The 26,490-nt window shown below is 66.7% G+C and carries 24 protein-coding genes; 13 read left to right on the top strand and 11 right to left on the bottom strand.

Annotation, left to right across the window (positions count from 1 at the left end; translation table 11 throughout):
- The first annotated feature begins 64 nt into the window (after positions 1–64).
- Positions 65–820 (top strand): methyl-accepting chemotaxis protein, encoded by a 756-nt coding sequence (locus tag ABKS89_RS15460; protein WP_518301048.1) that lies wholly within the window; start codon positions 65–67, stop codon positions 818–820.
- 1 nt (position 821) lies between these two features.
- On the opposite strand, the gene ABKS89_RS15455 is transcribed toward ABKS89_RS15460, so the two are convergent.
- Entirely contained in the window at positions 822–1,064 is a 243-nt protein-coding gene (locus ABKS89_RS15455; RefSeq protein ID WP_138215752.1) for a DUF2790 domain-containing protein, read from the bottom strand.
- Between the two features lie 260 nt (positions 1,065–1,324).
- Between ABKS89_RS15455 and ABKS89_RS15450 the strand changes: the two genes are divergently transcribed.
- Complete coding sequence (locus tag ABKS89_RS15450) at positions 1,325–2,287, top strand: GlxA family transcriptional regulator (protein WP_348590002.1); 963 nt, start codon at positions 1,325–1,327, stop codon at positions 2,285–2,287.
- A gap of 218 nt (positions 2,288–2,505) precedes the next feature.
- Here the strand turns inward: ABKS89_RS15450 and ABKS89_RS15445 are convergent, their stop codons facing one another.
- On the bottom strand, positions 2,506–2,967 hold the full coding sequence (locus tag ABKS89_RS15445; protein ID WP_015477328.1) for an Lrp/AsnC family transcriptional regulator: 462 nt from the start codon (positions 2,965–2,967) through the stop codon (positions 2,506–2,508).
- 273 nt (positions 2,968–3,240) lie between these two features.
- Here ABKS89_RS15445 and ABKS89_RS15440 point away from each other — a divergent pair, with 273 nt between their 5' ends.
- The 6 genes from ABKS89_RS15440 to ABKS89_RS15415 all read left to right on the top strand — a co-directional run bounded on the left by ABKS89_RS15440 (position 3,241) and on the right by ABKS89_RS15415 (position 9,933).
- Positions 3,241–4,473 (top strand): 3-methyl-2-oxobutanoate dehydrogenase (2-methylpropanoyl-transferring) subunit alpha, encoded by a 1,233-nt coding sequence (locus ABKS89_RS15440; protein ID WP_151187004.1) that lies wholly within the window; start codon positions 3,241–3,243, stop codon positions 4,471–4,473.
- Positions 4,470–5,522, top strand: coding sequence for an alpha-ketoacid dehydrogenase subunit beta (locus tag ABKS89_RS15435; RefSeq protein ID WP_081519779.1), 1,053 nt, complete (start codon positions 4,470–4,472; stop codon positions 5,520–5,522). The genes ABKS89_RS15440 and ABKS89_RS15435 overlap by 4 nt, the downstream gene beginning before the upstream one ends.
- Positions 5,523–6,806, top strand: coding sequence for a dihydrolipoamide acetyltransferase family protein (locus ABKS89_RS15430; protein ID WP_348590001.1), 1,284 nt, complete (start codon positions 5,523–5,525; stop codon positions 6,804–6,806).
- A 14-nt stretch (positions 6,807–6,820) separates the two neighbouring features.
- A complete protein-coding gene (lpdA, locus tag ABKS89_RS15425) occupies positions 6,821–8,227 on the top strand; it encodes a dihydrolipoyl dehydrogenase (protein WP_348589999.1) in 1,407 nt (468 codons plus the stop codon).
- A 411-nt stretch (positions 8,228–8,638) separates the two neighbouring features.
- Entirely contained in the window at positions 8,639–9,079 is a 441-nt protein-coding gene (gene aroQ / locus ABKS89_RS15420; protein WP_348589998.1) for a type II 3-dehydroquinate dehydratase, read from the top strand.
- 5 nt (positions 9,080–9,084) lie between these two features.
- Positions 9,085–9,933: a shikimate dehydrogenase gene (locus tag ABKS89_RS15415; RefSeq protein WP_348589996.1), complete on the top strand. Its 849-nt coding sequence runs from the start codon at positions 9,085–9,087 to the stop codon at positions 9,931–9,933.
- A 242-nt stretch (positions 9,934–10,175) separates the two neighbouring features.
- Here ABKS89_RS15415 and ABKS89_RS15410 read toward each other — a convergent pair whose 3' ends face one another.
- Both ABKS89_RS15410 and quiC read right to left on the bottom strand, forming a co-directional pair.
- Complete coding sequence (locus tag ABKS89_RS15410; protein ID WP_138215759.1) at positions 10,176–10,841, bottom strand: TetR/AcrR family transcriptional regulator; 666 nt, start codon at positions 10,839–10,841, stop codon at positions 10,176–10,178.
- A 98-nt stretch (positions 10,842–10,939) separates the two neighbouring features.
- Complete coding sequence (quiC, locus tag ABKS89_RS15405) at positions 10,940–12,850, bottom strand: 3-dehydroshikimate dehydratase QuiC (protein ID WP_348589995.1); 1,911 nt, start codon at positions 12,848–12,850, stop codon at positions 10,940–10,942.
- Positions 12,851–13,391: 541 nt separating this feature from the next.
- On the opposite strand from quiC, the gene ABKS89_RS15400 reads away from it, so the two are divergent.
- Positions 13,392–14,726, top strand: coding sequence for an MFS transporter (locus ABKS89_RS15400; RefSeq protein ID WP_138215761.1), 1,335 nt, complete (start codon positions 13,392–13,394; stop codon positions 14,724–14,726).
- Positions 14,727–14,836: 110 nt separating this feature from the next.
- On the opposite strand, the gene ABKS89_RS15395 is transcribed toward ABKS89_RS15400, so the two are convergent.
- The 3 genes from ABKS89_RS15395 to ABKS89_RS15385 all read right to left on the bottom strand — a co-directional run bounded on the left by ABKS89_RS15395 (position 14,837) and on the right by ABKS89_RS15385 (position 17,063).
- Positions 14,837–15,250: a cupin domain-containing protein gene (locus ABKS89_RS15395; protein WP_348589993.1), complete on the bottom strand. Its 414-nt coding sequence runs from the start codon at positions 15,248–15,250 to the stop codon at positions 14,837–14,839.
- Positions 15,251–15,505: 255 nt separating this feature from the next.
- Positions 15,506–16,387, bottom strand: a complete 882-nt coding sequence (locus ABKS89_RS15390) for a Dyp-type peroxidase (RefSeq protein WP_348589992.1) — start codon at positions 16,385–16,387, stop codon at positions 15,506–15,508.
- An 82-nt stretch (positions 16,388–16,469) separates the two neighbouring features.
- Positions 16,470–17,063, bottom strand: coding sequence for a DedA family protein (locus ABKS89_RS15385; RefSeq protein WP_348589991.1), 594 nt, complete (start codon positions 17,061–17,063; stop codon positions 16,470–16,472).
- Positions 17,064–17,446: 383 nt separating this feature from the next.
- Here ABKS89_RS15385 and ABKS89_RS15380 point away from each other — a divergent pair, with 383 nt between their 5' ends.
- From ABKS89_RS15380 to ABKS89_RS15365, 4 genes are all read left to right on the top strand, one after another.
- Positions 17,447–18,901: a high affinity choline transporter 1 gene (locus tag ABKS89_RS15380; protein ID WP_192295768.1), complete on the top strand. Its 1,455-nt coding sequence runs from the start codon at positions 17,447–17,449 to the stop codon at positions 18,899–18,901.
- A gap of 127 nt (positions 18,902–19,028) precedes the next feature.
- Positions 19,029–20,465 (top strand): aminotransferase-like domain-containing protein, encoded by a 1,437-nt coding sequence (locus ABKS89_RS15375; protein WP_348589990.1) that lies wholly within the window; start codon positions 19,029–19,031, stop codon positions 20,463–20,465.
- 156 nt (positions 20,466–20,621) lie between these two features.
- Positions 20,622–21,815: an aminotransferase class V-fold PLP-dependent enzyme gene (locus tag ABKS89_RS15370; protein WP_138215766.1), complete on the top strand. Its 1,194-nt coding sequence runs from the start codon at positions 20,622–20,624 to the stop codon at positions 21,813–21,815.
- Positions 21,816–21,968: 153 nt separating this feature from the next.
- Positions 21,969–23,540 (top strand): sensor domain-containing diguanylate cyclase, encoded by a 1,572-nt coding sequence (locus tag ABKS89_RS15365; protein WP_138215767.1) that lies wholly within the window; start codon positions 21,969–21,971, stop codon positions 23,538–23,540.
- Here ABKS89_RS15365 and ABKS89_RS15360 read toward each other — a convergent pair.
- Genes ABKS89_RS15360 through ABKS89_RS15345 form a run of 4 tightly spaced genes read right to left on the bottom strand, consistent with a single transcriptional unit; the run spans position 23,537 to position 26,484 of the window.
- Positions 23,537–24,433, bottom strand: coding sequence for a LysR family transcriptional regulator (locus tag ABKS89_RS15360; protein WP_348589989.1), 897 nt, complete (start codon positions 24,431–24,433; stop codon positions 23,537–23,539). The two genes, ABKS89_RS15365 and ABKS89_RS15360, sit on opposite strands and share 4 nt — an antisense overlap.
- A 2-nt stretch (positions 24,434–24,435) precedes the next feature.
- Positions 24,436–24,756 (bottom strand): DUF202 domain-containing protein, encoded by a 321-nt coding sequence (locus tag ABKS89_RS15355; RefSeq protein ID WP_348589987.1) that lies wholly within the window; start codon positions 24,754–24,756, stop codon positions 24,436–24,438.
- Complete coding sequence (locus ABKS89_RS15350) at positions 24,753–25,118, bottom strand: YidH family protein (protein ID WP_138215770.1); 366 nt, start codon at positions 25,116–25,118, stop codon at positions 24,753–24,755. The genes ABKS89_RS15355 and ABKS89_RS15350 overlap by 4 nt, the downstream gene beginning before the upstream one ends.
- A 13-nt stretch (positions 25,119–25,131) precedes the next feature.
- The gene (locus ABKS89_RS15345; protein WP_348589985.1) at positions 25,132–26,484 is read right to left on the bottom strand and encodes a DUF1329 domain-containing protein; all 1,353 of its coding nucleotides are present in this window, start codon (positions 26,482–26,484) and stop codon (positions 25,132–25,134) included.
- Positions 26,485–26,490: the final 6 nt, after the last annotated feature.

Below are 26,490 nucleotides of genomic sequence, written 5' to 3'. Positions count from 1 at the left end.
GACCCGCGAGGCACACTCCACCGCCGACCGCTCGGCGCAGATCGCCCGGCAGACCAGCGACGGCATGCAGCAACAATTCCGCGAGATCGACATGGTTGCCACGGCGCTCCAGGAGATGTCCGCTACCGCCCAAGACTCGGCCCGCAGCGCCGCCCGCGCCGCCGAAGCCGCACGCACCGCGGAGCAGGCCTGCGACGATGGCTTCCGCACCCTCGACGCCACCAACAGCGGCATCGACCTGCTCGCCGCCGGGATGAACCAGGCGATGGCGGAGTTGCAGCAGCTGGCGGCGAGCAACGAGCAGATCGGCTCGATCCTCGAAGTCATCTGCGGCATCGCCGCGCAGACCAACCTGCTGGCCCTCAACGCCGCCATCGAAGCGGCGCGCGCGGGCGACGCCGGGCGCGGCTTCGCTGTGGTCGCCGACGAAGTACGCGGGCTGGCCCGGCGCACCCAGGAATCGGTGGAAGAGATTCGCGAGGTGATCGAAAACCTGCAGGCGCGCGGTCAGTCAGTGACCAGCGCGATGCAGGGCAGCTTCACCCAGGCCCAGGGCAACGTCGATCAGGCGCGCCAGGCGATCGACGCGCTGCGCCGGATCGGCGAGGCGGTGAACCTGATCAGCGAGATGAACCTGCAGATCGCCAGCGCGGCGGAGGAACAGAGCAGCGTCGCCGAGGAGATCAACCGCAACATCGCCGGCATCCGCGACGTCACCCAGACCATTTCCGATCACGCGCAGCAAGCCGCCAGCGCCAGTCGTTCACTGAACGACCTGGCCAGCCGGCAGCAGGGATTGGTGGAGCAGTTCCGCGCCTGAGTCAGACCTTGCTGCACATCGGGGTCTGGCGCAGGTACTTGACGGTATGCTGCTCGCCCTTGGAGTCCAGGTAGACCATGGTGGCCTGGCTGACTTCGCAGCGCTCGTTGGGTTGGGAGATGCTCAGCACCTTGGCCACATCCAGTGGCATGCCGTAGTGGTACACGGCCGCATCGTCGGCGAAAGTGCTGAAGGACAACAGCAAGGCGGGGATAGCGAAGAGTGCGCTAAGGGTGGATTTCATGGCAGGAACCTCAGGGATCACGCGGGTCGCGTCGATCGTGGCCCACAGCCATAAATCTAGCTGAGCAGCCGCTCGGGACACAGCGCGACTTCGACAATGGATTTCTGCAGATCGCGTAACAATGGCGATTTGCGAGCCTTCCCGACTGGTGATTGTCACGCCGGCTGTTGGCTGATTGGCAGCATTCGAACCCCCGAAGCGTTTGCGGCCAGCGCTTTCTCCCGCAAGAATTAACGCCATCGATCGGATCGGGAGGCGCCATGAAGCGCGTGGCCATGCTGCTTTTCCCTGGCGTACAGGCGCTGGATGTTTCCGGGCCGCTGGACGTGTTCGCCGAGGCCAATGCCTTCGTCCCTGCCGGCCAGGGCTACCAGGTGGTGACCCTCGCCGCGCCGCCCTTCCCGCTGCGCGCCTCCAACGGCCAGTGGCTCGGCGCCGACTTCAGCCTCGAACAGGGCCATGGCGCCGCCGACATCCTGCTGGTGCCGGGCGGGCCGGCCTTGCCGGATGAATCGCCTGCGCCGGATTTGCTCGACTGGTTGCGCGGTGCTTGCGCAGCTTCCCCGCGCTACGGCTCGATCTGCACCGGCGCCTTCCTGCTCGGTCATGCCGGGCTGCTCGACGGCAAGCGCGTGACGACCCACTGGAGCGATGCGCGGCGCCTTGCGGGGTTGTTCCCGCTCGCGCAGGTCGAGCCGGATCGGATTCATGTGCGCGATGGTGCATTGGTGACTTCGGCCGGCGTGACTGCCGGTATCGACCTGGCGCTGGCCCTGGTCGCCGAGGACCATGGCGCGGCGGTGGCGCTGGCGGTGGCGAAACGGCTGCTGGTGGTCGCGCAGCGTCAGGGCGGGCAGTCGCAGTTCAGCCCCTTCCTGCAGGCGCCGGCCGACGAAAGCTCGCCGGTGGCGCGCATCCAGCGCTACGTGCAGGAGAACCTCGACCAGCCGCTGGGTGTGCCGCAACTGGCCGCCGAAGTGGCGATGAGCCCGCGCAGCTTCGCCCGCGTGTTCGTCCGCGAAGCAGGCGTGACGCCGGCCGAGTTCGTTCAGCGCGCCCGCATCGATGCCGCTCGTGGGTTGCTGGAAGGCAGCGATCTGGCGCTGAAGGTGATCGCCTGGCGCTGCGGCTTCGGCAGCGCGGCGCGCATGCGCCTGGTGTTCGCCCAGCGCCTGGGGGTGACGCCGACGCAGTATCGCGAGCAGTTCCGCCGCGAGACCTGAAATGCATCCAGGTGGCCGGCGTACCTCGTCGTAGGATGGCGTGGAGCGCAGCGATACCCATCAATCCGACGCACGATCAGCATGGGTATCGCTGCGCTCCTCCCATCCTACCTATGCGCACACTGATAGCTCCTGCGCGAGCTCTACTGTAGGAGCGCGCCATGCGCGCGATCGCGGGCATGGCCCGCTCCTACAATGGATCATGCCCACCCAGCGACTCAGATCGGCGGCGCCGAGCGCAGCATCACCGACTTCAGCGCGAACGCCGACTTGATCCCCGCCACGCCGGGAATCTGCGTCAGCGTGTTGGTGAGGAACAGCTGGTAGGCCGACAGGTCCTTCACCACCACCCGCAGCATGTAGTCGGCGTCGCCGGTCATCTGGAAGCAGCTCATCACCTGCGGCGCCTGGACGATGCGTTCTTCGAACCGGGCGAGGTAGTCGCCGGTCTGTTTTTCCAGGGACACCGAGACGAACACGCTCATGCCGCCGGACAGGCGCTCCTCGTCGAGGCGCGCGAAGTAACCCTGGATGTACTGCTCCTCCTCCAGGCGGCGCACCCGGCGCAGGGTCGGGGTCAGCGACAAGCCGATGTTCTGCGCCAGATCGCGCCAGGAGAGCCGGCCATCGTCGGCCAGGGCGCGGAGGATTTTCAGGTCGGTGCGGTCGAGATCAGCCATTTTTCCTCAGTACTACGGAAAGTTGTTTTTATAGTTCAAACACACTAATCCCGAAGCTTATAGCTAGTCAATTTGGAGCAAAAAACCAACCGGTCACACCTATACTGAAACCACAACTACAACAACCGAGGACCTCACCATGAGTGATGTCACCACCCGCCACGCGACCCCGCGCGGCACCCGCACCGTAGCCCTACCCGGCCGGGTGCGCCCGCCAGGCATGGCCTCTTCCGTCTGCTGATCCACACCCACGATCACAACTGGAGACCCGCCATGACCGACTACGCCCCGCTCCGCCTGCACGTCCCCGAGCCCACCGGGCGTCCGGGCTGCAAGACCGACTTCTCCTACCTGCACCTGTCGCCCGCCGGCGAGGTGCGCAAACCCGACATCGACGTGGAACCCGCGCAGACCACCGACCTGGCCTTCAGCCTGGTGCGCGTGCTCGACGAAGACGGCAACGCCGTCGGCCCCTGGGCTCCGGACCTGAGCCACGAGCAGCTGCTGCGCGGCATGCGCCTGATGCTCAAGACGCGCATCTTCGACGCGCGCATGCTCACCGCCCAGCGCCAGAAGAAGATGTCCTTCTACATGCAGTGCCTGGGTGAAGAGGCCATCGCCACCGCCCACACCATGGCCCTGCGCGACGGTGACATGACCTTCCCGACCTACCGTCAGCAAGGCATCCTGATCACCCGCGACTACCCGCTCAAGGACATGATCTGCCAGTTGCTCTCCAACGAGCAGGACCCGCTCAAGGGTCGCCAGCTGCCGATCATGTACTCCAGCCGCGAGAAGGGCTTCTTCTCCATCTCCGGCAACCTCGCCACCCAGTTCATCCAGGCCGTCGGCTGGGGCATGGCCTCGGCGATCAAGGGCGACACCAAGATATCGTCCGCCTGGATCGGCGACGGCGCCACCGCCGAATCCGACTTCCACACCGCCCTCACCTTCGCCCACGTCTACCGCGCGCCGGTGATCCTCAACGTGGTCAACAACCAGTGGGCGATTTCCACCTTCCAGGCCATCGCCGGCGGTGAAGGCACTACCTTCGCCAACCGTGGCGTGGGTTGTGGCATCGCCTCGCTGCGGGTGGATGGCAACGACTTCCTCGCCGTCTACGCCGCCTCGCAATGGGCTGCCGAGCGCGCCCGCCGTGGCCATGGCCCGAGCCTGATCGAGTGGGTCACTTATCGTGCGGGCCCGCACTCCACGTCGGACGATCCGTCCAAGTACCGCCCCGCTGACGACTGGACCAACTTCCCCCTGGGCGACCCCATCGCCCGCCTCAAGCAGCACCTGATCGGCCTCGGCATCTGGTCCGAGGAGCAGCAGGAAGCGCTGAAGAAGGAACTGGAAGCCGAAGTGATCGCCGCGCAGAAGGAAGCCGAACGCCACGGCTCGCTGGTGGACGGCCATGTGTTCAGCGCCGCCAATCTGTTCGACGACGTCTACAAGGACCTGCCGGAACACCTGCGCCGGCAGCGCCAGGAGCTCGGGGTATGAATGCCATGAACCAGCAACACGAGAACGCCCAGGCGGTCACCAGCATGACCATGATCCAGGCGCTGCGCTCGGCCATGGACGTGATGCTCGAGCGCGACGACAACGTCGTGGTGTTCGGCCAGGACGTCGGCTACTTCGGCGGCGTGTTCCGTTGCACCGAAGGCCTGCAGAAGAAATACGGCACCTCGCGGGTGTTCGACGCGCCGATCTCCGAGAGCGGCATCATCGGCGCCGCCGTCGGCATGGGTGCCTACGGCCTGCGCCCGGTGGTGGAAATCCAGTTCGCCGACTACGTCTACCCGGCCACCGACCAGCTGGTCTCGGAAGCCGCGCGCATCCGCTACCGCTCGGTCAACGACTTCACTGTACCCATGGTCGTGCGCATGCCCTGCGGCGGCGGCATCTACGGCGGGCAGACCCACAGCCAGAGCCCGGAGGCGATGTTCACCCAGGTCTGCGGCCTGCGTACCGTCATGCCGTCCAACCCCTACGACGCCAAGGGCCTGCTGATCGCCTGCATCGAGAACGACGACCCGGTGATCTTCCTCGAACCCAAGCGCCTGTATAACGGCCCGTTCGACGGCCACCACGACCGCCCGGTGACGCCCTGGTCCAAGCACCCGGCCAGCCAGGTGCCGGAGGGTTACTACAGCGTGCCGCTGGACAAGGCAGCCATTGCTCGCCCTGGCTCGGAACTGACCGTGCTGACCTACGGCACCACCGTCTACGTGGCCCAGACCGCCGCCGAGGAAACCGGCATCGATGCCGAGATCATCGACCTGCGCAGCCTCTGGCCGCTGGACCTGGACACCATCGTCGAGTCGGTGAAGAAGACCGGGCGCTGCGTCATCGTCCACGAAGCCACCCGCACCTGCGGCTACGGCGCCGAGCTGATGTCGCTGGTCCAGGAAAACTGCTTCCACCACCTCGAAGCCCCCATTGCGCGCGTGACCGGCTGGGACACCCCCTACCCGCACGCCCAGGAATGGGACTACTTCCCGGGGCCCGCGCGCGTCGGCGCGGCCTTCAAGCGCGCCATGGAGGTCTGAATGGGCACTCACGTCATCAAGATGCCGGACATCGGCGAAGGTATCGCCGAGGTCGAGCTGGTGGAGTGGCATGTCCAGGTCGGCGACGAGGTCCATGAGGACCAGCTGCTGGCGGAAGTCATGACCGACAAGGCCACCGTGGAAATCCCCTCGCCGGTGGCCGGCAAGATCATCGCCCTGGGCGGCGTGCCCGGCCAGGTGATGGCCGTGGGCGGCGAGCTGATCCGCCTGGAAGTGGAAGGCCACGGCAACCATCGTGAAGCCGCGCAACCCAAGCCTCACGAAGAAGCCCCCGCGAAGCCGGAAGCCAAGCCGGCCCCCGTCGCAGAGGCACCCAAGCCTGCGCCGCGCGTCGAGAGCAAACCGGTAGCCCCGGCCGCGCGCCCTGCTCCGTCGCCGGCCCCGCGCCGCGCGCCGGGCGAGAAGCCGCTGGCCTCGCCGGCAGTGCGCCAGCGTGCCCGCGACCTGGGCGTGGAACTGCAGTTCGTCCAGGGCAGCGGCCCGGCCGGGCGCATCCTGCGCGAAGACCTGGAACACTTCCTGGAACACGGCGGCGCGACCATCGCTTCCGGCTACGCCGCGCGCCACGACGAACACCAGATCCCGGTGATCGGCCTGCGTCGCAAGATCGCGCAGAAGATGGCCGAGGCCAAGCGGCGCATCCCGCACTTCAGCTACGTCGAGGAAATCGACGTCACTGACCTCGAAGCGCTGCGCGTGCACCTCAATGCCAAGCACGCGGCGGCACGCGGCAAGCTCACCCTGCTGCCGTTCATTGCCCGCGCCATGGTCGTCGCCCTGCGCGACTTCCCGCAGCTCAATGCGCGCTATGACGACGAAGCCGATGTGATCACCCGCTACGGCGCGGTACACCTGGGCGTCGCCACCCAGAGCGACAACGGGCTGATGGTGCCGGTGCTGCGCAACTCCGAGTCCCGCGACCTGTGGGGCAATGCCGCGGAAGTGGCGCGCCTCGCCGAAGCCGCGCGCCATGGCAAGGCCAGCCGCGAGGAGCTCTCCGGCTCGACCATCACCCTGAGCAGCCTCGGCGCCCTGGGCGGCATCGTCAGCACGCCGGTGATCAATTACCCGGAAGTCGCCATCGTCGGCGTCAACCGCATGGTCGAGCGGCCCATGGTGGTCAGCGGCCAGGTGGTCGTGCGCAAGATGATGAACCTGTCCTCGTCCTTCGATCACCGGGTGGTCGACGGCATGGACGCGGCAGCCTTCATTCAGGCCGTGCGCGCCCTGCTCGAACACCCCGCCACCCTGTTCATCGATTGACGGAGAGCCTTATCGTGAAACAGAACCAGACTCTCGAAACCACCCTGCTGGTGATCGGTGGCGGCCCCGGCGGCTACGTCGCGGCGATCCGCGCCGGCCAGCTGGGCATCCGCACCGTGCTGGTGGAAGGCGCCGCCCTGGGCGGCACCTGCCTGAACATCGGCTGCATCCCCTCCAAGGCGCTGATCCACGCCGCCGAGGAATACCTCAAGGCCCGCGAGTTCGCCGGCAAGTCGCCGCTGGGCATCAGCGTGCAGGCGCCGAGCATCGACATCCAGCGCACCGTGGAATGGAAGGACGGCATCGTCGACCGCCTGACCACCGGCGTTGCAGCGCTGCTGAAGAAGCACGGCGTCACCGTGGTCAACGGCTGGGCGAAGATCGTCGACGGCAAGACCGTCGAGGTCGATCTCGCCGAAGGCGGCATCCAGCACATCCACACCGAACACCTGCTGCTGGCGGCCGGTTCGAAATCCGTGGAACTGCCCTTCCTGCCGGTAGGCGGCAACGTCATCTCCTCCACCGAGGCGCTGGCACCCAAGGCGCTGCCCAAGCGCCTGGCGGTGGTTGGCGGCGGCTATATCGGCCTGGAACTGGGCATCGCCTATCGCAAGCTCGGCGTGGAAGTCACGGTGGTGGAAGCGCAGCCGCGCATCCTGCCGACCTATGACGAGGAACTGACCAAGCCGGTCGCCAACTCCCTGCGCAAGCTGGGCATCGAGCTGTACCTGGGCCACAGCGTGATGGGCCTGGAGCCGGACGGCAAAGGACTGCGCGTGCAGGATGGTGCAGGTTCACAGCGGGTGATCGAGACCGACCAGGTGCTGGTCGCCGTCGGCCGCCATCCCAACACCGCCGACTGGAACCTCGACACCCTGCGCCTGGACATGAACGGCCGCGCCGTGCAGATCGACGACCAGTGCCGCACCTCCATGCGCGATGTCTGGGCCATCGGCGACATCGCCGGCGAGCCCATGCTGGCCCACCGCGCCATGGCCCAGGGCGAGATGGTCGCCGAGATCATCGCCGGCAAGCGCCGCGCCTTCACCCCCACGGCGATCCCGGCGGTGTGCTTCACCGATCCGGAAGTGGTGTCGGTCGGGCTGTCGCCGGAACAGGCCCAGGCTGCCGGCCATGAGGTGTTGACCGCGAGCTTCCCGTTCGCCGCCAACGGCCGCGCCATGACCCTGGAGTCCAGCGACGGCTTCGTCCGCGTGGTGGCCCGCAAGGACAACCACCTGATCCTCGGCTGGCAGGCCGTGGGCAAGGCGGTGTCGGAGCTGTCCACGGCCTTCGTGCAGTCGCTGGAAATGGCTACCTGCCTGGAAGACATCGCCGGCACCATCCACGCCCATCCGACCCTCGGTGAAGCGGTGCAGGAAGCTGCGCTGCGCGCGCTGGGGCATGCCTTGCACGTCTGAAGTCTGATCTCTCCAACTGGCCTGGCCTCCAGGCTTCCCCCTCCTGACCCGCCCTCTGGCGGGTCTTTTTTTTCCGGCGGGTTTGGCGCTGGGCGGATCGCGGGCATGGCCCGCTCCTACAAAAGCATGAGGCTCCCTGTAGGAGCGGGCCATGCCCGCGAACGGCGGACAACGTCCGCCCCTACGCTCCGTGGTCGATCACCGCACGGATTGTCGTTCTGCTTCCGCCGCCACTCATGCGCATCTCATCGAGAGATCGACGCCATTGAGGCCAATTAAATGGTTTTAACCCGTCAGATCGCTACAGAACCCACCACTTTATCGCCGCATTGACCAAATTAACTATTTGGTACATTTTGCTCCTGCAGGCCATTCCCGACTCGGCCATACAAAAACAACGGAGCCACCCTCATGCCCCACACCCTGCTTGTGCTCAACGGGCCGAACCTCAACCTGCTCGGCACCCGTGAACCCGCCACCTACGGCCACGAAACCCTCGACGACATCGCTGCGCTCTGCCAGCGCACCGGCGCCGAGAACGGCCTGGAAATCGAATTCCACCAGACCAACCACGAAGGCCAGCTGATCGACTGGATCCATCAGGCGCGCGGTCGCTGCGCAGGCATCCTGATCAACCCGGCAGCCTGGACGCACACCTCGGTAGCCATCCGCGACGCGCTCGCCGCCGTGGAGCTGCCGGTGATTGAGGTGCACCTGTCCAACGTGCACCGGCGCGAGGAGTTCCGTCATCACTCCTTCGTCTCCGCCATCGCCGTGGGCGTCATCGCCGGGCTCGGCAGCGACGGCTATCGCGCCGGCATCCAGCACTTCGCCAAGCTGCTGAAGGGATGAGCACCATGACCGAATACCGCACCGTACTCGCCGGCCTGATCGGTGCCGGCATCCAGGCTTCGCGCACTCCGGCCCTGCACGAGCGCGAGGGCGACGCCCAGGGGCTGCGCTATCTCTACCGGCTGATTGACCTGGACACCCTCGGCGTCGATGCCGGCGCCCTGCCCGACCTGCTCGCCGCAGCCGAGCGCATGGGCTACACCGGGCTGAACATCACCTTCCCCTGCAAGCAGGCGGTGATTGCGCTGCTGCACGAGCTGTCCGACGAGGCGCGCGGCATCGGCGCGGTGAATACCGTGGTGCTCCGCGATGGCAGGCGCATCGGCCACAACACCGACTGCCTGGGGTTTGCCGAAGGCTTCCGGCGCAACCTCAGCGACGCACCGCGCGAGCGCGTGGTGCAACTGGGTGCCGGCGGCGCGGGCGCTGCGGTCGCCCATGCCCTGCTCAGCGAAGGCGTGCGGCAACTGACGATCTTCGAAGTGGACTCGGCCCGCGCCCAGGCGCTGGTGGACAACCTCAACGCCCATTTCGGCGGCCAGCGCGCGCGGGTCGGACACGACCTGGCTGGAGCAGTCACCGAAGCGGACGGGCTGGTCAACACCACGCCGGTGGGCATGGCCAAGCTGCCCGGCGCGCCGCTGCCGCTGGAGCTGCTGCACTCCGGCCTGTGGGTGGCAGAGATCATCTACTTCCCGCTGGAGACCGAGCTGCTCCGGCATGCCCGCAGCCTCGGCTGCCGCACGCTGGATGGCGGCAACATGGCGGTGTTCCAGGCGGTGAAGGCTTTCGAGCTGTTCAGTGGCGTCGAAGCGGACAGTGAGCGGATGCTGGCGCATTTCGCCGCGATGTGACCCACGGAGCGTAAGAGCGGACTCCGTCCGCGATGGATTGGCCCAGCTTCCTGGTCGACCGGAGCCGCGATAAGTCGATCGCGGACAAAGTCCGCTCCTACGCCGATTCCAACATGTAGGAGCGGGCCATGCCCGCGATCCGCCGGCAGGGCCGGCGCTGGAACGGCACGAAGTTACCGGGTGAATCAACACGCGCCGGATGCAGTCGCGGGCATGGCCCGCTCCTACAGGGTCAGCCCACCTTACGGCTGCACGTACCGCAACACCGCCTCGATGATCATGTCCTTGTGCCGCGCCTTGATCGCCGGGTCCTCCAGCTCGACCTGGAACAGCGAGCCGACGGTATGCCGGTTGGACACGCGATAGAAGCAGAACCCGCTGATCAGCATGTGCACGTCGATGGCCTGCAGGCCATCGCGGAACGCACCGCTGGCGGCGCCGCGGTGGAGGATGTCCTCGATGGTGCGCAGGATGTTGCTGTTCATCGAACGGATCGCCTCGGAACCTGAGGCGAACTGGCCGTAATGGATGTTCTCGATGCTGACGATGCGCACGAAATCCACGTTGCGGTCATGGTGGTCGAAGGTGAAATCCACCAGCCGGCGCATGGCCTCCAGCGGTTCCAGCTCGGCCAGGTGCAGGCTCTGCTCGGTGCCGCGGATATCACCGTAGAGCTTCTCCAGCACCGCCTGGTAGAGCTGCTCCTTGCTGCCGAAGTAGTAGTAGATCATCCGCTTCGAGGTGTTCATGCGCTCGGCGATGGCATCCACCCGCGCGCCGGAAAGGCCCTGCTGGACGAACTCGACGATGGCCGCCTGGAGAATGTCCTCGCGGGTCTTCTCCGGGTTGTTCTTGCGGCCCCGGCGAGCGGTTTCGGCGGGAATCGGCTGGGTGGCGCTGTCGGTCATGGCTTTGCATCGTCGAGCAGGCGCCAGGGGCGCCTGCTGTGGTGAAGGGGTGCGCGGATTATGCGCGTCCCCACGCCATTCAGGCAAAGCGCGGCGACTCAGACCTTCGGCCGCCGCGTGGTGCCGTTGCGCGCCTGGGCCATGGCCGCCAGACGCACGGCGACGTTGGCCGCGCCATAGCCGGCATAGCCGCCGCGACGCTGGATGATCTCGAAGAAGAAGCGCTCCTCGAACGGCTCGGTGTACACGTGGAACAGCTCGCCGCCACTGGCGTCACGGTCGTAGAGCACATTGAAGTAGGCCAGCTCGCTGAGGAACTCGTCATCGAAGTCGAAGCGCGCGGCGAGGTCGTCGTAGTAGTTCAGCGGGATTTCCAGCAGCGGCACTCCGGCGTCCTTCGCCCGCGCCACCTCGGCGAAGATGTCTTCGCAGGCGAAGGCGATGTGGTGGACGCCGGAGCCGCGATAGCTGGACAGCGCATGGGAGATCGCGGTGTTGCGGTTCTCGGAGATGTTCAGCGGCAAGCGCACGCTGCCGTTGGCGCTGCGCAGGGCGCGGCTCTTCACCAGGCCGTAGGGATCGGGCAGCACCACTTCGTCGTCGGCCTCGAAGTCGAACAGGCCCTTGTAGAACAGCACCCAACTGTCGAGTCCGTCCGCCGGGAGCGCCATGGCCATGTGGTCGATGCGCTGCAGCTGGCCGCCAGGTTTGGCCTCAGGGTCGAGGCGGAAGTCGATGTCGTAGATGGTCTGCCCGGCGGCTCGTTCCTCCACCAGGTAGATCAGACTGCCGTCCGGTGCGCGCACCGCAGGAATCTCCCGCTCGTTGGGGCCAACCAGCCCGCGATACGGCTGGCCCTTATAGTCCTGTGCACGCTCCAGCGCGCTGGCGGCGTCACGCATGCGCAACGCGGTGGCGCACAGCGACGGGCCGTGGGCCTCGAAGAAGCTGTGGGCGAAGGAATAGGGTTCGGCGTTGAGCACGATATTGATATCGCCCTGGCGCAACAGGCTCACCGCCTTGGAGCGGTGCTCGCCCGCACGGGCAAAGCCAAGTCGTTCCAGCCAGTTGCCCAGGCGTGCGCCGAGGGCTTCGTCGACAGCGAACTCGAGGAACTCCACGCCATCCAGCTGGCTGGCCGGCGGCGGCGCGAACAGGCAATCGAGTTGCGCCTGCGGTGTGCCTTCGCCGAGCAGGCGCTCGCGAGTCTTCTCCTCCAGGTACAGCAGCGAGCGCAGTCCGTCCGCGGCATTGGCGCGCGGCGGTGCGGCACGGAAGCCGTCGTTGAAGATTTCCAGCGACAGCGGGCCGCGATAGCCGCTCTTGAGGATCGGCGCGAGGAAGCCCGCCAGGTCGAACTCGCCCTGGCCGGGGAAGTTGCGGAAATGCCGGCTCCACTCCAGCACGTCCATGGCCAGGACCGGTGCGTCAGCCATCTGCACGAAGAAGATCTTCTCCCCCGGAATCTGCGCGATACCGGCTGGGTCGCCCTTCAGCGAGAGGGTGTGGAAGCTGTCGAGGATCACGCCCAGCGCCGGATGATCGACCTCGCGCACAAGATTCCAGACCTGCTGCCAGGTGTTTACGTGGCGGCCCCAGGCCAGGGCTTCGTAGCCCACGCGCAGGCCACGGGCGCCGGCACGTTCGGCGGCGAGGCCGAGGTCTTCGAGAAGGAATTCGCGCTCGCCCAGCGAATCCGCGGCAACGTTGCTGCACATCAGCACCAGGTCGGTGCCCAGCTCCTGCATCAGGTCGAACTTGCGCTCCAGGCGGTCGAGGTTGCGCGGCAGGCGGTCACGGCGGCAGCCCTCGAAGTCGCGGAACGGCTGGAACAGGGTGATCGCCAGCCCCAGATCGGCGCAGACACGGCGCACTTCGCGCGGGCTGCCGCCGTAATAAAGGAGATCATTCTCGAAGATCTCCACGCCATCAAAACCGGCGGCGGCGATGGCTTCGAGCTTGTCCGGCAGGGTCCCGCTCAAGGAAACGGTGGCGATCGAACGTTGCATTTCTTTGACTCCTGCCGGATCTGCTGAGGGGCTTGTTGGAATCGGTCTCCGGCTGAGTCTGATTATTCTGGCGGTCCGGGTTGCCGGCAATTTAAAGTGTACTAACTGGTTAGTTTTGTGTTCGATTACCGAACCAAAGGCCGTTTATCGAATTGACGCTGTTCCGGCCGCTGCTCAAGATTTAGCCACGTCGACGCAATCCGGCTGCTCTCCAGCCACCTGCCTTTGCCTGGAGAAGTATTGAAAGCCGCTGCGAGATGGCCTGCGTGTCATCCATAACAATTTCAAGAACGGGTAAATGCTCATGTACATCCCCCACCCTCGCCTCGCCGCCTCCATCCCCCATCGGAAAACCGTCCTGGCCCGCCTGATGCCAGGCCTGTGCTGCTTGCTCGGGCGCAGTCGCGCGCACTGATTTTCGCCAGCCACCGCACGTCCTTGTGTCAGTCCACGCCGATCGGCGGCGGACCACGCGCAATGCCTGCGGCACGACAATAATTCCTGAGGCTGCGCGTCAGCCCGATAACGGATGGCCCCGATCATGATCCATACGCAATCCGCTCCCCTCGCTGCGGTCGCCCCGCACGGTTCCTCCTTCTTCGGCAAGGTGCGTGGCGCCATGGCCGTCGGCAAGGTGCGCTGGGGCATGCTCGCCCTGGTGTTCTTCGCCACCACCCTGAACTACATCGACCGCGCCGCGCTGGGCGTGATGCAGCCGGTACTCGCCGAGAAAATGGCCTGGACGGCCATGGATTACGCCAACATCAACTTCTGGTTCCAGGTCGGCTATGCCATCGGCTTCGTGCTGCAGGGCCGGCTGATCGACCGCATCGGCGTGAAGCGCGCGTTCTTCTTCGCCGTGCTGCTGTGGAGCTTCGCCACTGGCGCCCACGGCCTGGCCAGTTCGGCGGCCGGCTTCATGGTCTGCCGCTTCATCCTCGGCCTGACCGAGGCGGCCAATTACCCGGCCTGCGTGAAGACCACGCGCCTGTGGTTCCCCGCCGGCGAGCGGGCCATGGCCACCGGCATCTTCAACGCCGGCACCAACGTCGGCGCCATGGTCACCCCCGCACTGCTGCCGCTGATCCTCGCGGCCTGGGGCTGGCAGGCGGCGTTCCTGTGCATGAGCGCGCTGGGCTTCGTCTGGGTGGTGCTGTGGAGCCTGAAGTACTTCAACCCCGAAGAACATCCGACGGTGAAGCAGAGCGAGTTGGACTACATCCAGGAAGCCGATGAGCCGCCCGCCGAGCGCGTGCCCTTCTCCACCATCCTGCGCATGCGCGGCACCTGGGCCTTTGCGCTGGCCTACTCGCTGACCGCGCCGGTGTTCTGGTTCTACCTCTACTGGCTGCCGCCCTTCCTCAACCAGCAGTACGGCCTGGGTATCAGCGTCACCCAGATGGGCATCCCGCTGATGCTGATCTGGCTGACCGCGGACTTCGGCAGCATCGGCGGCGGCATTCTCTCGTCCTGGCTGATCGGCCGCGGCATGAACTCCATCCATGCGCGCCTGCTGTCGATGTTCATCTGCGCCTGCGCCATCATCGGCGTGATCTTTGCCGCCAAGGCCAGCGGCCTTTGGGTCGCCGTGGCTGCCATCGCCCTGGGCGTGGGCGCGCACCAGGCCTGGACGGCGAACATCTGGAGTCTGGTGATGGACTACACGCCCAAGCACCTGATGAGCACGGTATTCGGCTTTGGCGGCATGTTCGCGGCGATTGGCGGCATGTTCATGACCCAGATCGTCGGCTACATCCTCACCGCGACCCACAACAACTACGCGATCCTCTTCACCATCATCCCGACCATGTACTTCCTCGCCCTGGCCTGGATGTTCTTCATGGCGCCGCGCAAGGTGCCCGGCGCGCCGGAGTGATCCTTTATCCGCCGGACCTCTGTGGCGGATAACGCTGGCGCGTTATCCGCCCTACGGGCCGGTGCTGTAACGAAGAACCCCGCCAATCGGCGGGGTTCTTCGTTATGCGCTCACTGCTTCAGCGGCGTCAGCACCGGGGCCTTCTCGTCCAGCAGCATCCACACCAGCAGCTTGGCCGGCTTCTCGTTGCTGGCGTTGCGCGAGACCAGGTGCGGCGTGTTCGGCGCCTCGTACCAGGACTGTCCGGCCTGGTAGGTCACCGGCTTCTGTCCCTCCAGCTGGGAGATCACCGCGCCTTCGAGCACGTAGGCGAACACCGAGCCGCTGTGCACGTGGGCCCCGGAAGACTGCCCGGGCGCATAGGAAACCGTGATCATCAGGCCCTTCTTGCCCACCGCGTCGGGAAGCTTGTGCTCCTGCTGGACCTCGATCTTTTCCTGGGTGGCGTCGTGGGCGAAGAGCGGCAGGCTCAGGGCCAGACCGAGGCCGGCAAGGAGACATTTCAGGGAAGTGGTGGCAGGCATGGCGGCGTTCTCGGCAGCGGGAAGGTGAGTCCACGCTACGCCCGGCGGCCAGTAGGGCCAACAGCCAATTCGGCGGAAGATCGGGGTGCCATTGGCAAACGCCGGTGGTTTTGTGCGACGTCGGGTTCGCGAGCAAGCTCGCTCCTACAACAGCACGCGGCCCCTGTAGGAGCGGGCCATGCCCGCGATCTGGCCGCGCAGCGGCCACAAAAAAGCCCCGCACTACGGCAGGGATTTGGCTGCGCAGCGGCAGGATCAGCCCAGCAACGCACTCAGGTCCAGCAGCCCATCCTTGCGTGGCGGGCACCAGTAGTAGCCACCGGTCAGCGGCCGGCTGAAGCGGTACAGCGCATCGGTGATGCCGTCTTCCAGTCCGCTCATGCGGCGCAGCTGCACTTCGAAGGCATCCAGGGTGCAGCCGAAGGCGAGGAACATCAGCCCGGCGTCCTGGCCCTGGGTCCAGGGCATGGAGCGGCGCACGATGAAGGCTTCCGGCTCGAAGCTCTCCTGGGCGGTGCGCTTGACGTGGGCGGATTCCGGCGCGTCGTCCAGCTCCTCGTTGTCGCTCAGGCGACGGCCCATGATGTCGTCGCGTTCGTGCTGCGGCAGCGCGGCGAAGTCCTGCAGTTGATGACGCCATTGCTGGATCGCGGCGAAGCTGCCGCCGGCCATACCGGCATCGCCCTCAATGATGGCGGCGGCGATGGCGTCGTCGTCCTGCGGGTTCTCGGTGCCGTCCTCGTAGCCGGTCAGGTCGTGGCCGCTGCCGTGGCGGAAGGCCTCGGTCAGGCTGCCCAGCTCCAGCGCCGGGGCCAGCAGGGACTGGACTTCCTGGGTACGCAGCAGCAAGTCACCGCGCTCGTCACCACGTAGCCAGACCCACAGCGCATGCGGGGTGGACGGGTTGTCGACGCCCACGCCGGAGATCGCCGGGAACTCGCGAAGCCCCTCGATGCGGCGGCCCAGCGCACGCACCAGCGACTCGCCGAAACCGACCACCGCGCGTTCGCCATCGGCGAACTGCATCAGGCGATCCAGCGCGGCGGGCAGGTCCTGCAGCGACTTCAGATCGAAGAACAGATGGCGTGCGTGGGCGGGAACCGGGGTGGCGAGAATGCCGGGCTGGTAAAGGCTCATGACAGCGTCCTTGAACGAAAGAGCGGCGATTCTAATCGCGCCGCGCGCGAATCCAAACCGCTCTGTATCAAGGACTTGGCGATCAGTTCGCGGATGTGTCGAGCTTGCGCTTGTGTCGATGCCGCCCGTAGCGCCACAACGCCAGGCCGCCGAACACCAGCAGCACCGCGACGAACACCGGCAGACGGTACGGCCGCAGGTTGCCCAGCCATTGTTCCAGCAACTCGCCGGCCCAGTATCCGGCGCTGGCGAACAGCAGCGCCCAGCACAAGGCGCCGAGCAGGTTGATCAGCAGGAAACGCAGCGGCCCTACCCGGCTCGCCCCGATCAACAGCGGCCCGGCAAGGCGCATGCCGTAGAGAAAGCGCACTGCGAAGATCGACAGGTGCGGATACCGCTCGATCAACCCGGTGACCCGCTCGATGGCCAGCCCGCGCCGTTGCAGCCAGGGCACGGCACGGTCGCCCGCGCGGCGGCCGCCCCAGAACAGCAACTGATCGCCCAGGGTGCCGGCCAGCGTCGCCCAGACCACTACCGGGGTGAAGCCGAGCAACCCCTGGTGCGCCGCGATGCCCGCCAACAGCAGCATGGATTCGCCCTCCAGCAGGCAACCGAGGAAAAGCACCGGATAGCCGTAGCTGGAAAGCAGTTGCGCGAGGTCGAGATGCTCGAACATGAAGGTCCTTCGAAAACGTGCCGTGCCAAGAGCCTAGCGGCTTGGCGAATGTTCTGCTTATCGAACATCGCCTGTAAAAAATAAACGACTAACTGGTCAGTCAGGATCGTTAGCAACCAATCAAATCAATCCTTTAACTACGCCATTCGTCTTGAGATGTAATTTTTTTCGCTCATGAGCAATTCAAGTGTTTGACATATTTGACGGATTTGGCAGACTGCGGCCCGTTGTCGCAACTGGTTACGTTTTTCCGGCTCCCACTGCCTGGTGCACCGGATGACCTCGGCCGCGCAACCCAACAAAAACAACTTTGTCAGTCGTGGCCCACCTGCCCGAGCTTCGTCTCGGCAGCAAGGTTCTCGGCGAGCCAACGGAACGAACAAATGCTGATCTGGTTTGTAGCGGTGTATCTGGTGATCACCGTAGCTGTCGGTTTCTACGCCACCACCCGCGTGCACAACTCCTCGGACTATGCCGCCGCTGGCCGGAGCATGTCCTTCCCCCTCGTCGTGACCATGGTGTTCGCCACCTGGTTCGGCTCCGAAGCCGTGCTGGGCATTCCCGCCACCTTCCTCGAAGAAGGCTTCGCCGGGATCATCGAAGACCCCTTCGGCTCCTTCGGCTGCCTGATGCTGGTCGGCGTCGTCTTCGCCCGCCCGCTGTACCGCCTGAACCTGCTCACCATCGGTGACTTCTTCCGCAAGCGCTTCGGCCAGCACGTGGAAATCTTCACCAGCCTGGTGATCATCATTTCCTACATGGGCTGGGTCGCCGCACAGATCACCGCGCTGGGCGTGGTGTTCAGCGTGCTCTCCGACGGCGGCATCACCACCACCCAGGGCATGATCATCGGCACCATCATCGTCCTGCTGCACACCCTGTTCGGTGGCATGTGGTCGGTGGCGCTGACTGACTTCCTGCAGATGATCATCATCGTCTGCGGTCTGTTCTACCTGGTCTGGCTGATCGGCGACATGGCCGGCGGCCCGGTCAACGTGATCAGCCACGCCGCCAGCGAAGGCAAGTTCACCTTCCTGCACGGCACCTCGGCCAAGGACATCGTCGCCTTCCTCGGCGCCGCGGTGACCATGATGTTCGGCTCCATTCCGCAGCAGGACGTGTATGCCCGCGTGATGTCGGCCAAGACCGAGACGATCGCCAAGCGCGCCACCATGACCGGTGCCTGCTGCTACCTGGTCTTCTGCATGCTGCCGATCTTCCTGATCTACGCCGCGCAGATGATCGAGCCGGAGATGGTCAAGCACTGGCTGACCGAAGACTCCCAGCAGATCCTGCCGCGCCTGATCCTGGAGCGTACCCCGCTGTTCGCCCAGATCATGTTCTTCGGCGCCCTGCTCTCGGCCATCATGTCCTCCGCCTCGGGCGCCCTGCTGGCCCCGTCGGTGACCCTGACCGAAAACATCGTCAAGCACTTCCTGCCCAACATGAACGACCGCCAGGCCCTGCTGGCCATGCGTTGCAGCGTACTGGCGATGACCGTCGCCACCTGCCTGTTCGCCCTGCTGTCCAACGCCAGCATCTACGAGATGGTCGGCAACGCCTACAAGGTGACCCTGGTCGCCGCCGTGGTGCCGCTGTTCTTCGGCCTGTTCTGGAAGCGCGCCACCACCCAGGGCGCCCTGACCGCCATCGCCTGTGGCCTGATCGGCTGGGTGTCGCTGGAGCTGGGCCACCAGGAAGGCGACTTCTGGCCGCCGCAGCTGGTGGGCCTGATCTGCAGCGCCCTGGGCATGATCGCCGGCTCCCTGGCTCCGCAGTTCAGCCAACACCGTGGCGAGAGCGTGTCGGAGATGGCCGCCGCTGCCGCTGCCAACTGATCACGCAATAGATAAAGAAAAAGCCCCGCCTTGTGCGGGGCTTTTTCATGGCTGCGGGAATGCCCCACTCCTGCAAGCCGCCCCCTGTGATTGAATAGCGCCCCCGCTCCAGCCAGGAAGGCCCGACGTGCACCGATACCAGCAACTGGCGGCCGAACTGGCCGACGCCATCCGCAGCGGCCGGCTGTCCGGCGGCTGCGCCCTGCCCTCGCTGCGCGAATGCGCCAGCCAGCGCGGCATGAGCCTGAACACCGTGACCGCCGCCTACCGCCTGCTGGAGGACCAGGGCCTGGTGGAAGCGCGCCCGCAGTCGGGCTTCTACGTCAGCAGCACGCTGGCCGAGCCGCGGCAATCGCTGCGCCGCACGCCGACCCTGGCCACCGGACGGCACCAGGAAAGCCTGATGACCCGTGTTTTCGAGGCCGAGCATCGCGGCGGCTACTTCAACCTCGCCCTGGCCTGCCCCGGCGGCAAGCCGTTCTACCCCGGTGAAAAACTCAACCGCCTGACCAGCAACCTGCTGCGCCGCCGGAGCGAGATCGCCACCACCTACGCGCTGCCACCGGGCTCCAGCCTGCTGCGCGAACAGATCGCACGGCGCTCGCTGCGCCTGGGCATGCAGCTGGATGCCAGCAGCGTGCTGATCACCCACGGCGCCACCGAAGCGCTGCAACTGGCCCTGCGTGCCGTCACCCAGCCGGGTGATGCCGTGGGCATCGAAGCGCCGGCCTACTACAACCTCTATCCACTGCTGAAAAGTCTCGGCCTGCGCGCGCTGGAGATCCCCACCCACCCGCGCGACGGCCTGGACCTCGACAGCCTTGAGCCGCTGCTCGAGCAACGTCGCATCGCCGCCGTGGTGGCCACACCCACGGTGCACAACCCGCTGGGTTCGAGCATGCCGCTGGACGCCAAGCGCCGCCTGGCCGGGCTGCTGCGCCAGTACCGCACGCCGCTGATCGAGGACATCGTCTACGCCGAACTGCAATTCGCCGATCCGCCGGACCCCACGGTACGCTCCTTCGATAGCGAAGGCTGGGTGCTGGTCTGCTCCGGCTTCTCCAAGACCCTGGCGCCGGACTACCGCATCGGCTGGCTGGAGGCCGGGCGCTACGCCAGCCGCGTGCAGGCTCTGAAGTGGACCTCCAGCGGCTGCGAGTCGAGCCTGCTCAGCGAGGCGGTCGGGCTCTACCTGGAGAGCGGCGGCTACGAGCACCACATCCGCAACCTGCGCCGGCTCTATGCGGTGCAGATCGACCAGGCGCGCGGGCTGATCGCCCGCCATTTTCCCGAGGGCACCTGCGCCACCCGGCCTTCGGGCGGCTTCCTGCTGTGGGTCGAGCTGCCGCCGGAAGTGGACAGCCTGGACCTGTTCGAGCGCGCCTTCGAGGCCGGCGTGGTGATCATGCCAGGGCAGGTCTACTCGGAGGGCGCGCGCTATAGGCAATGCTTCCGCATGTCCTGCTGCCAGGTGATCGATGCGGCATACGCGGATGCCATCGCCACGCTGGGGCGGCTGGCCCATGAAATCAGCCAGGAATCCAACGAGTCTCGCATCGCCTGATTCCTGTGACTGATCGGATTCCACCGCAGGGCGCATCACGCCCACTGGGCCACCCGGAGCGCAACTGTCACCATCGAAATCGCCCGGTTTTGCTTCTGTATCCATCGCGCAGCGGTTCCTAGAATCCCCGTCCTCGAGCCACTCAGGGACTGATGCATGACCCCGACCACCACCGGGCCGCTGGACCTCCAGGCGCTGCGCAACGACACCCCCGGCTGCGCCACCACCTACCTCAACAACGGCGCCGCAGGCCTGATGCCTCTGCCGGTGCAGCAGGCCGTGCAGGCGCATCTCGCCCGCGAGGCGAACCTGGGCGCCTATCGCGCCGCCGAAGAAGTCCACGAGCGCCTGCTCGCTGGCTACGGCCGCGCCGCCGAACTGATCGGCGCGCAGGCAGACGAGATCGCCTTCGTCGAGAGCGGCTCGCGCGCCTGGCAGCTGGCCCTGGAAGCGATCGAGCTGAAGCCCGGCGACGTGATCCTCACCACCCCATCGATCTGGGGCGGCAACTACGCAGCGCTGGTTGGCCACGCGCGTCGCCACGGCGCGCATATCCGCTGTGTGCCGTGCCACGCCGACGGCAGTCTGAATCCGGATCTGCTGCGCGAGATGATTGACCAGCGCGTGCGCCTGATCGAACTGTGCTGGGCGCCCTCGGGCAACGGCGTTCTGCACCCGGCCGCCAAGGTCGGCGCCATTGCCAGGAACGCCGGCATTCCTTACCTGATCGATGCCTCACAGGCGCTCGGGCAAGTACCGCTGGACGTACGCGAACTGGGCTGCGACCTGCTGGCTGCCAGCGGGCGCAAATGGCTGCGGGCGCCCCGCGGCACGGGGTTGCTCTACGCGAACCGCGGTTTCCTCGAAAACCATCGCCCGGTCATGGTCGACTACTTCTCCGCGCCCATCATCGAGGGTTGCCTGCAGCCACGCCGCGATGCCCGGCGCTTCGAAAATGCCGAGCATTCGGTGGCCGTGCGACTGGGGCTGTGCGCGGCGCTGGACTATACCCACCAGTGCGGCGTGCCGCGACTGCAGGCGCGCATTCGCCACCTCGCGCAGACCCTGCGCCACGCCCTGGAGGAAATGGGTCCCGACGTACGGGTCCACGACCACGGCCTGGAGCTGACCGGCATCGTCACCTTTACCCTGGCCGGGCACGCCACCCGTGAAGTGCATGCCCACTTGCGCCGGCACAGTATCGAGACCGCGCTCAACCTGCCCGGCTACATGCCGCTGGCCCCGCAGGCGCAGGCCGTCGGCGAAGTCATCCGCGTGACGCCCCACGCCTACAACGACGAGCAGGACCTCGCCCGCCTGCTGGAAGCGCTGATCCGCCTGGACGATTGAGTGCCGGCGATGTGACGGACGCCGCAAGCCTGCCTATCCTGAACCTCGCCCCGTCGAGGATCGGCGGGTAGGCTGCACGTCTTTCACCAGCGCCGACGCATACATGGATCAGACCCCGACAACGCGAACACGTCCCATCCTGCAGGCCAGCCCATGAAGCGCTGGAGCCGCAAACCGCTGACCCTGCGAATGCTGATTCTGGTCTTCGTGCTGCTCGCCGCGCTGGCTACCCTCGGCAACAGCCTGGTGGTCGCCTACAACGTGCAACGCAGCGCGCTGATCCACTCGACCCTGGAGGCCAACCGCGCCTATGCGGCCAAGGTGGCGTCGAGCATCCACGAGTTCCTCGGCTCCGCGCGGCGCAACCTGGCCTACAGCTCCGGGATACTCGCCAACCACTTCCACGAGCCGCCGGTGCTGCACGCCGAAGCAATGCGCCTGCAGGCTCAGGACACCTTCTTCAACTCCATCATCATCGTCGACGCCAGCGGCAAGGTCCTGCAGGCTTACCCCGACTCGCTGCAGATCGTTGGCACCACGCTGCGCTCGGAGGCCGTACAGGAAGCCCTGCGCCTGAAGCAACCCAAGATCAGCCAGGCCTATGAGTCCATCGCCGGCAACCTCGTGGTGCTCATCTCGCAGCCGATCACCAGCCCGAGCGGCGAGTACCTGGGGCTGGTCGGCGGCTCGGTGTACATCCTCAAGCCCAGCGTGCTGCACAGCATCATCGGCAGCCACTTCCAGCAGGAAGGAACCTTCGCCTTCGTCGCCGACGCCAACCGCCGCCTGCTGCACCATCCCGACCGCCAGCGCGTCGGCGAGCTGCTCGGGCATAGCACCACGGTGGACGCCGCCCTTCGCGGCGAGAGCGGCTCGATGGAAGTGCTCAACTACAAGGGCGTGCCCATGCTCGCCGGCTTCGCCCAGGTGCCTGATGCCAACTGGGCGGTGGTCGCCCAGCAGCCGAGAGACCTCAGCCTTTCGCCGCTGCACCTGCTGATGAAGGACATGTTTCTCGGCCTGATCCCGGCCAGCCTGATCGGTGTGCTGGCGATCTGGGCCGGTACCCTGCTGATCACCCGCCCGCTGCGTCAGCTGGCACAGAGCGCCGAGCAACTGTCGAACCCGGAAACGCCGCGCGAACTGCAGGACATCAACACCTGGTACCGCGAAGCGGCGGCGATCCGCAAGGCGCTGCTCACCGGCGTCGGGCTGATGCAGCAGAAGCTCGGCCAGCTGAGCCAGGAGGCGCAAAGCGACGCCCTCACCGGCCTGGCCAATCGTCGCGCGCTGGGTGTGGCGCTGGATGCGCTGGAACAATCCGGGGTGGCCTACTCGGTACTCGCGGTGGACATAGACCACTTCAAGCGCGTCAACGACACCTGGGGCCACGATGCCGGCGATGAAGCCCTGCGCCGGATCGCGGCGGTGCTGCGCGACTCCTCCCGCGCCGGCGACCTGGCCTGCCGCGCCGGCGGCGAAGAGTTCGTCCTGCTGCTGCCACAGACGCCTCTGGAAACCGCCGCCGCCATCGCCGAGCGCATCCGCGAAACCGTGGCCGTCACGCAGATACCGCAGGTGGGGCTGGTCACGCTGTCCATCGGCGTCGCCGATCTCGGCGCACGGGCCCTGACCCCGGAGGCGGTGCTCAAGCTCGCCGACCAGCGCCTGTACAGCGCCAAGCAGACCGGTCGCAACCGCGTCGTCAGCAGCGACGAAACCTAAGCCGCCGCATCCAGCGTCGCCAGGCGCGACGCCAGGGCCCGTGCCAGAGCGGCGATCCGCCCGCCATCGCCCAGGCCGGGGGCGATGTAGATGGCCACGGGGAACGCCACCGTTTCGTCCAGCGCCAACGGCTGGCAGCTCAGGCCCAGCAGCCGCGCCATGCGCGCCGGCAACGTCACCCCCAGCGGATGACGGTCGAGCATCAGCCGCGCGGCCAACGCACTCTGCACACGGCAGGCGATGTGGCGGCGCAGCCCGCGCAAACCCAATTGCAGGTCCACCGGGCACAGGCCGCCGCGCCGGGCGGAGACCTGGATCTGCGGCTGGCGCAGGTAGTCCGCGAGGCTTTCCGGTGGCCGCTCCAGCGCCGCGCCATGGGCGAAGACGTAGTGATCCGCCGGGACCGTGATGCGCTCGATGCCATAGCCGAACGGCACCACCTGATCGATGTCCAGCAGGATATCCAGCTGGCCACCGCGCAGTTCGTCGAAGGCCGCGCGGCGTTGCGGCTGGTAGAAGGTCACCCGCCAGTCCTCGCCGAGCCGCGCCAGGGCCGTGTCGAGGAACAGCGGCTGCAGGCAGTCGATGCAGCTGACCCGCAGTTCCGGCGTGGAAGGCTCGCACCCCGGCACCTGCCGCCAGCCTTCGCGCAGACTCTCGAAGGCCAGGCGCACGTGGTCGGCCAAGCGGTGCGCTGCCACGGTGGGCGTCACGCCCAGGTGGCTCTTGATGAACAGCGGGTCGCCGCAATGCTTGCGCAGGCGGCTCAGGGCGTTGCTCACCGCCGGCTGGCTCAGCCCCATCAGCCGCGCCGCACGGGTGATGCTGCGCTGCTGGTAGATGGCATCGAATACCGACAGCAGGTTCAGGTCGAGGTCGTACAGGTCGTGCATGGTCAGATTTCGTCGTGCAGCAGGATCAGGCCGAGCAGCAAGCCGGCGGCCAGCATCAGCGCCAGGCACAGGCAGGCCACGGCGCGGCCATTGCCGCCACGGCAGTCACCCGCAAGCGCCAGGCAACTGCGCCGGTAGTGGCCGCCCTGCCCGACCAGGCAGACCAGCGCGCAACTCACCAGCAGCGCCGCGGGTATCAGCGCCAGTGCGGACAGCTCGCCGATCCGCCGCAGCACCAGCGCCGCCAACACCAGCAGCACCAGCAGGGTCCGCGTCCAGGCCAGCGTAGTGCGCTCGGCCTGCAATCCCTTGTCGCTGCTCATCGCGGGTAGCCGATCAGCCCGGCAGCCAGCACCACGCAGGCCAGTGCCAGTAGCGGCACCAGCAGCGGCACCGGCAAGGGCCGCCCCTGGCGCAGCGCGCGCTCCACGCCCAGCCAGCGCAACCCTGCCGCGCCGGCGGTGAGCAGGCCGAGGCCGGCCAGCACCAGCGCCAGGAAAGTCCGTGCGGGGCCCGGCAGCGCGGGTTCGGCAAAGGCGTCCACGGCGATGGCGCCGGCCAGTAGCGCCATGGCGGTGCGAATCCAGGCGAGGAAAGTGCGCTCGTTGGCCAGGGTGAAACGCGGGTCCGGCTCCTGGCCGCCGCCCAGCAGACGGTCGGCCAGGCGGCTGCGGCCGCTGCTCATTGCCCTTGCGCCATCAGCGGATGCCCAGCCCGCGCAGGGCGCCCGGCGAATAGTCTGAGGTAGTCGCGCGGAAGCCGAAGTCATAGCCGCGCGACTGCTCGTTGCTCATGTTCGAGGCGATGTAGCGGCCGGCCTGCAGGTCGTAGAACACCTGCGCGGCGGACAGCAATACCTGGGCGTCCGGGCGGTAGAAGGTGTGGTTCTCGCCAATCCGCCAGAGCTCGCCACGGCTGTCGTACTGGTCGTTCTCCACCACCGTCCAGCTGTCCTCGTCGAGGTAGAAGCGGCGCTTGGAGTAGATGTGTCGGGCGCCGGGCTTCAGGGTCGCCTCCACCTCCCAGACGCGGTGCAGCTCGTAGCGGGTCGGCGCGGCGTCGATCACGCCGGGCTTGAGGAAGTCTGCGTACTTCAGGCTCGGCGAGGCCAGACGGTAGCTGTTGTAGGGGATGTACAACTCCTTCTTGCCAATCAGCTTCCAGTCGTAGCGATCCGGAGCGCCGTTGTACATGTCGCGACTGTCGGCGGTGCGCAGGCCGGCAGTGGTCGGCCCGGCAGCGTCGTAGGCGTTGTCCGGGGCACGGCGCACGCGACGCTGGCCGGAGCTGTAGACCCAGGACAGGCGCGGCTGCTTGACCTGGTCCAGCGTCTCGTGGACCAGCACCACCTCGCCCACCTGGCGCGACGGCGCGGTGATGCGGTGGCTGTAATAGAACAGCATGTTGTCCACCTTGCCCGGCGCGTAGTTGCTCACCTGGTCGGCCATGGTGAAGCGCTGCTCGGTGGTGGTGATCACGTAGTCGCCGCCGGCCTGGGGCGCCGCGCTGTCGTTGACCGACAGCAGGCTGCCTCCGCGGTAGCGGGTGATGTGGTTCCAGATCGCTTCCAGGCCGTTCTGCGGAATCGGGAACGCCACCGCACCATGGAAGCCTTCGATGCCGTTGCCTTCGTTGACCAGCCTGGCGCCAGTGGCGTTCTGCGCCACCCAGCCTTTCACCGAGTCCGAGATGCCCACGCTGCGGCGGCTCGGATACACCGGCAGCTTGTACTGGCCGGGGTAGCGCTTGAGCAGTGCGATCTGGCCGGCGGTGAGGTTGGCCTGGTACTGCTGGTAGTTGCTGGAGTCGATGGTGAACAGCGGCTGGTCGCCGGCGTAAGGGTCGGCTGGCGTGCCGTTGCCCTGGATCTTCAGGCCGTCGCCGGACAGCCCGCCCTGCCAGGCAGGGACCTTGCCGTCAGCGCTGGCGGCGCGCTCGGCGCCCAGGGGAGTCAGGCTGTCTTGCAGCTTGGCAGCCTCCCCGGCCGGCACGGCGGCATGCGCGCCGTGGGCCAGGAGGATGGCGGAGAACAGGCAGTAGATGCGTTTCAAGGGGCA

Origin of the sequence: Pseudomonas sp. LABIM340, from assembly GCF_040017195.2 — a bacterium.
GTDB lineage: Bacteria > Pseudomonadota > Gammaproteobacteria > Pseudomonadales > Pseudomonadaceae > Pseudomonas.
The sequence above is the reverse complement of the archived record's forward strand: the minus strand, read 5'-3'. Positions and strand labels throughout refer to the sequence as shown.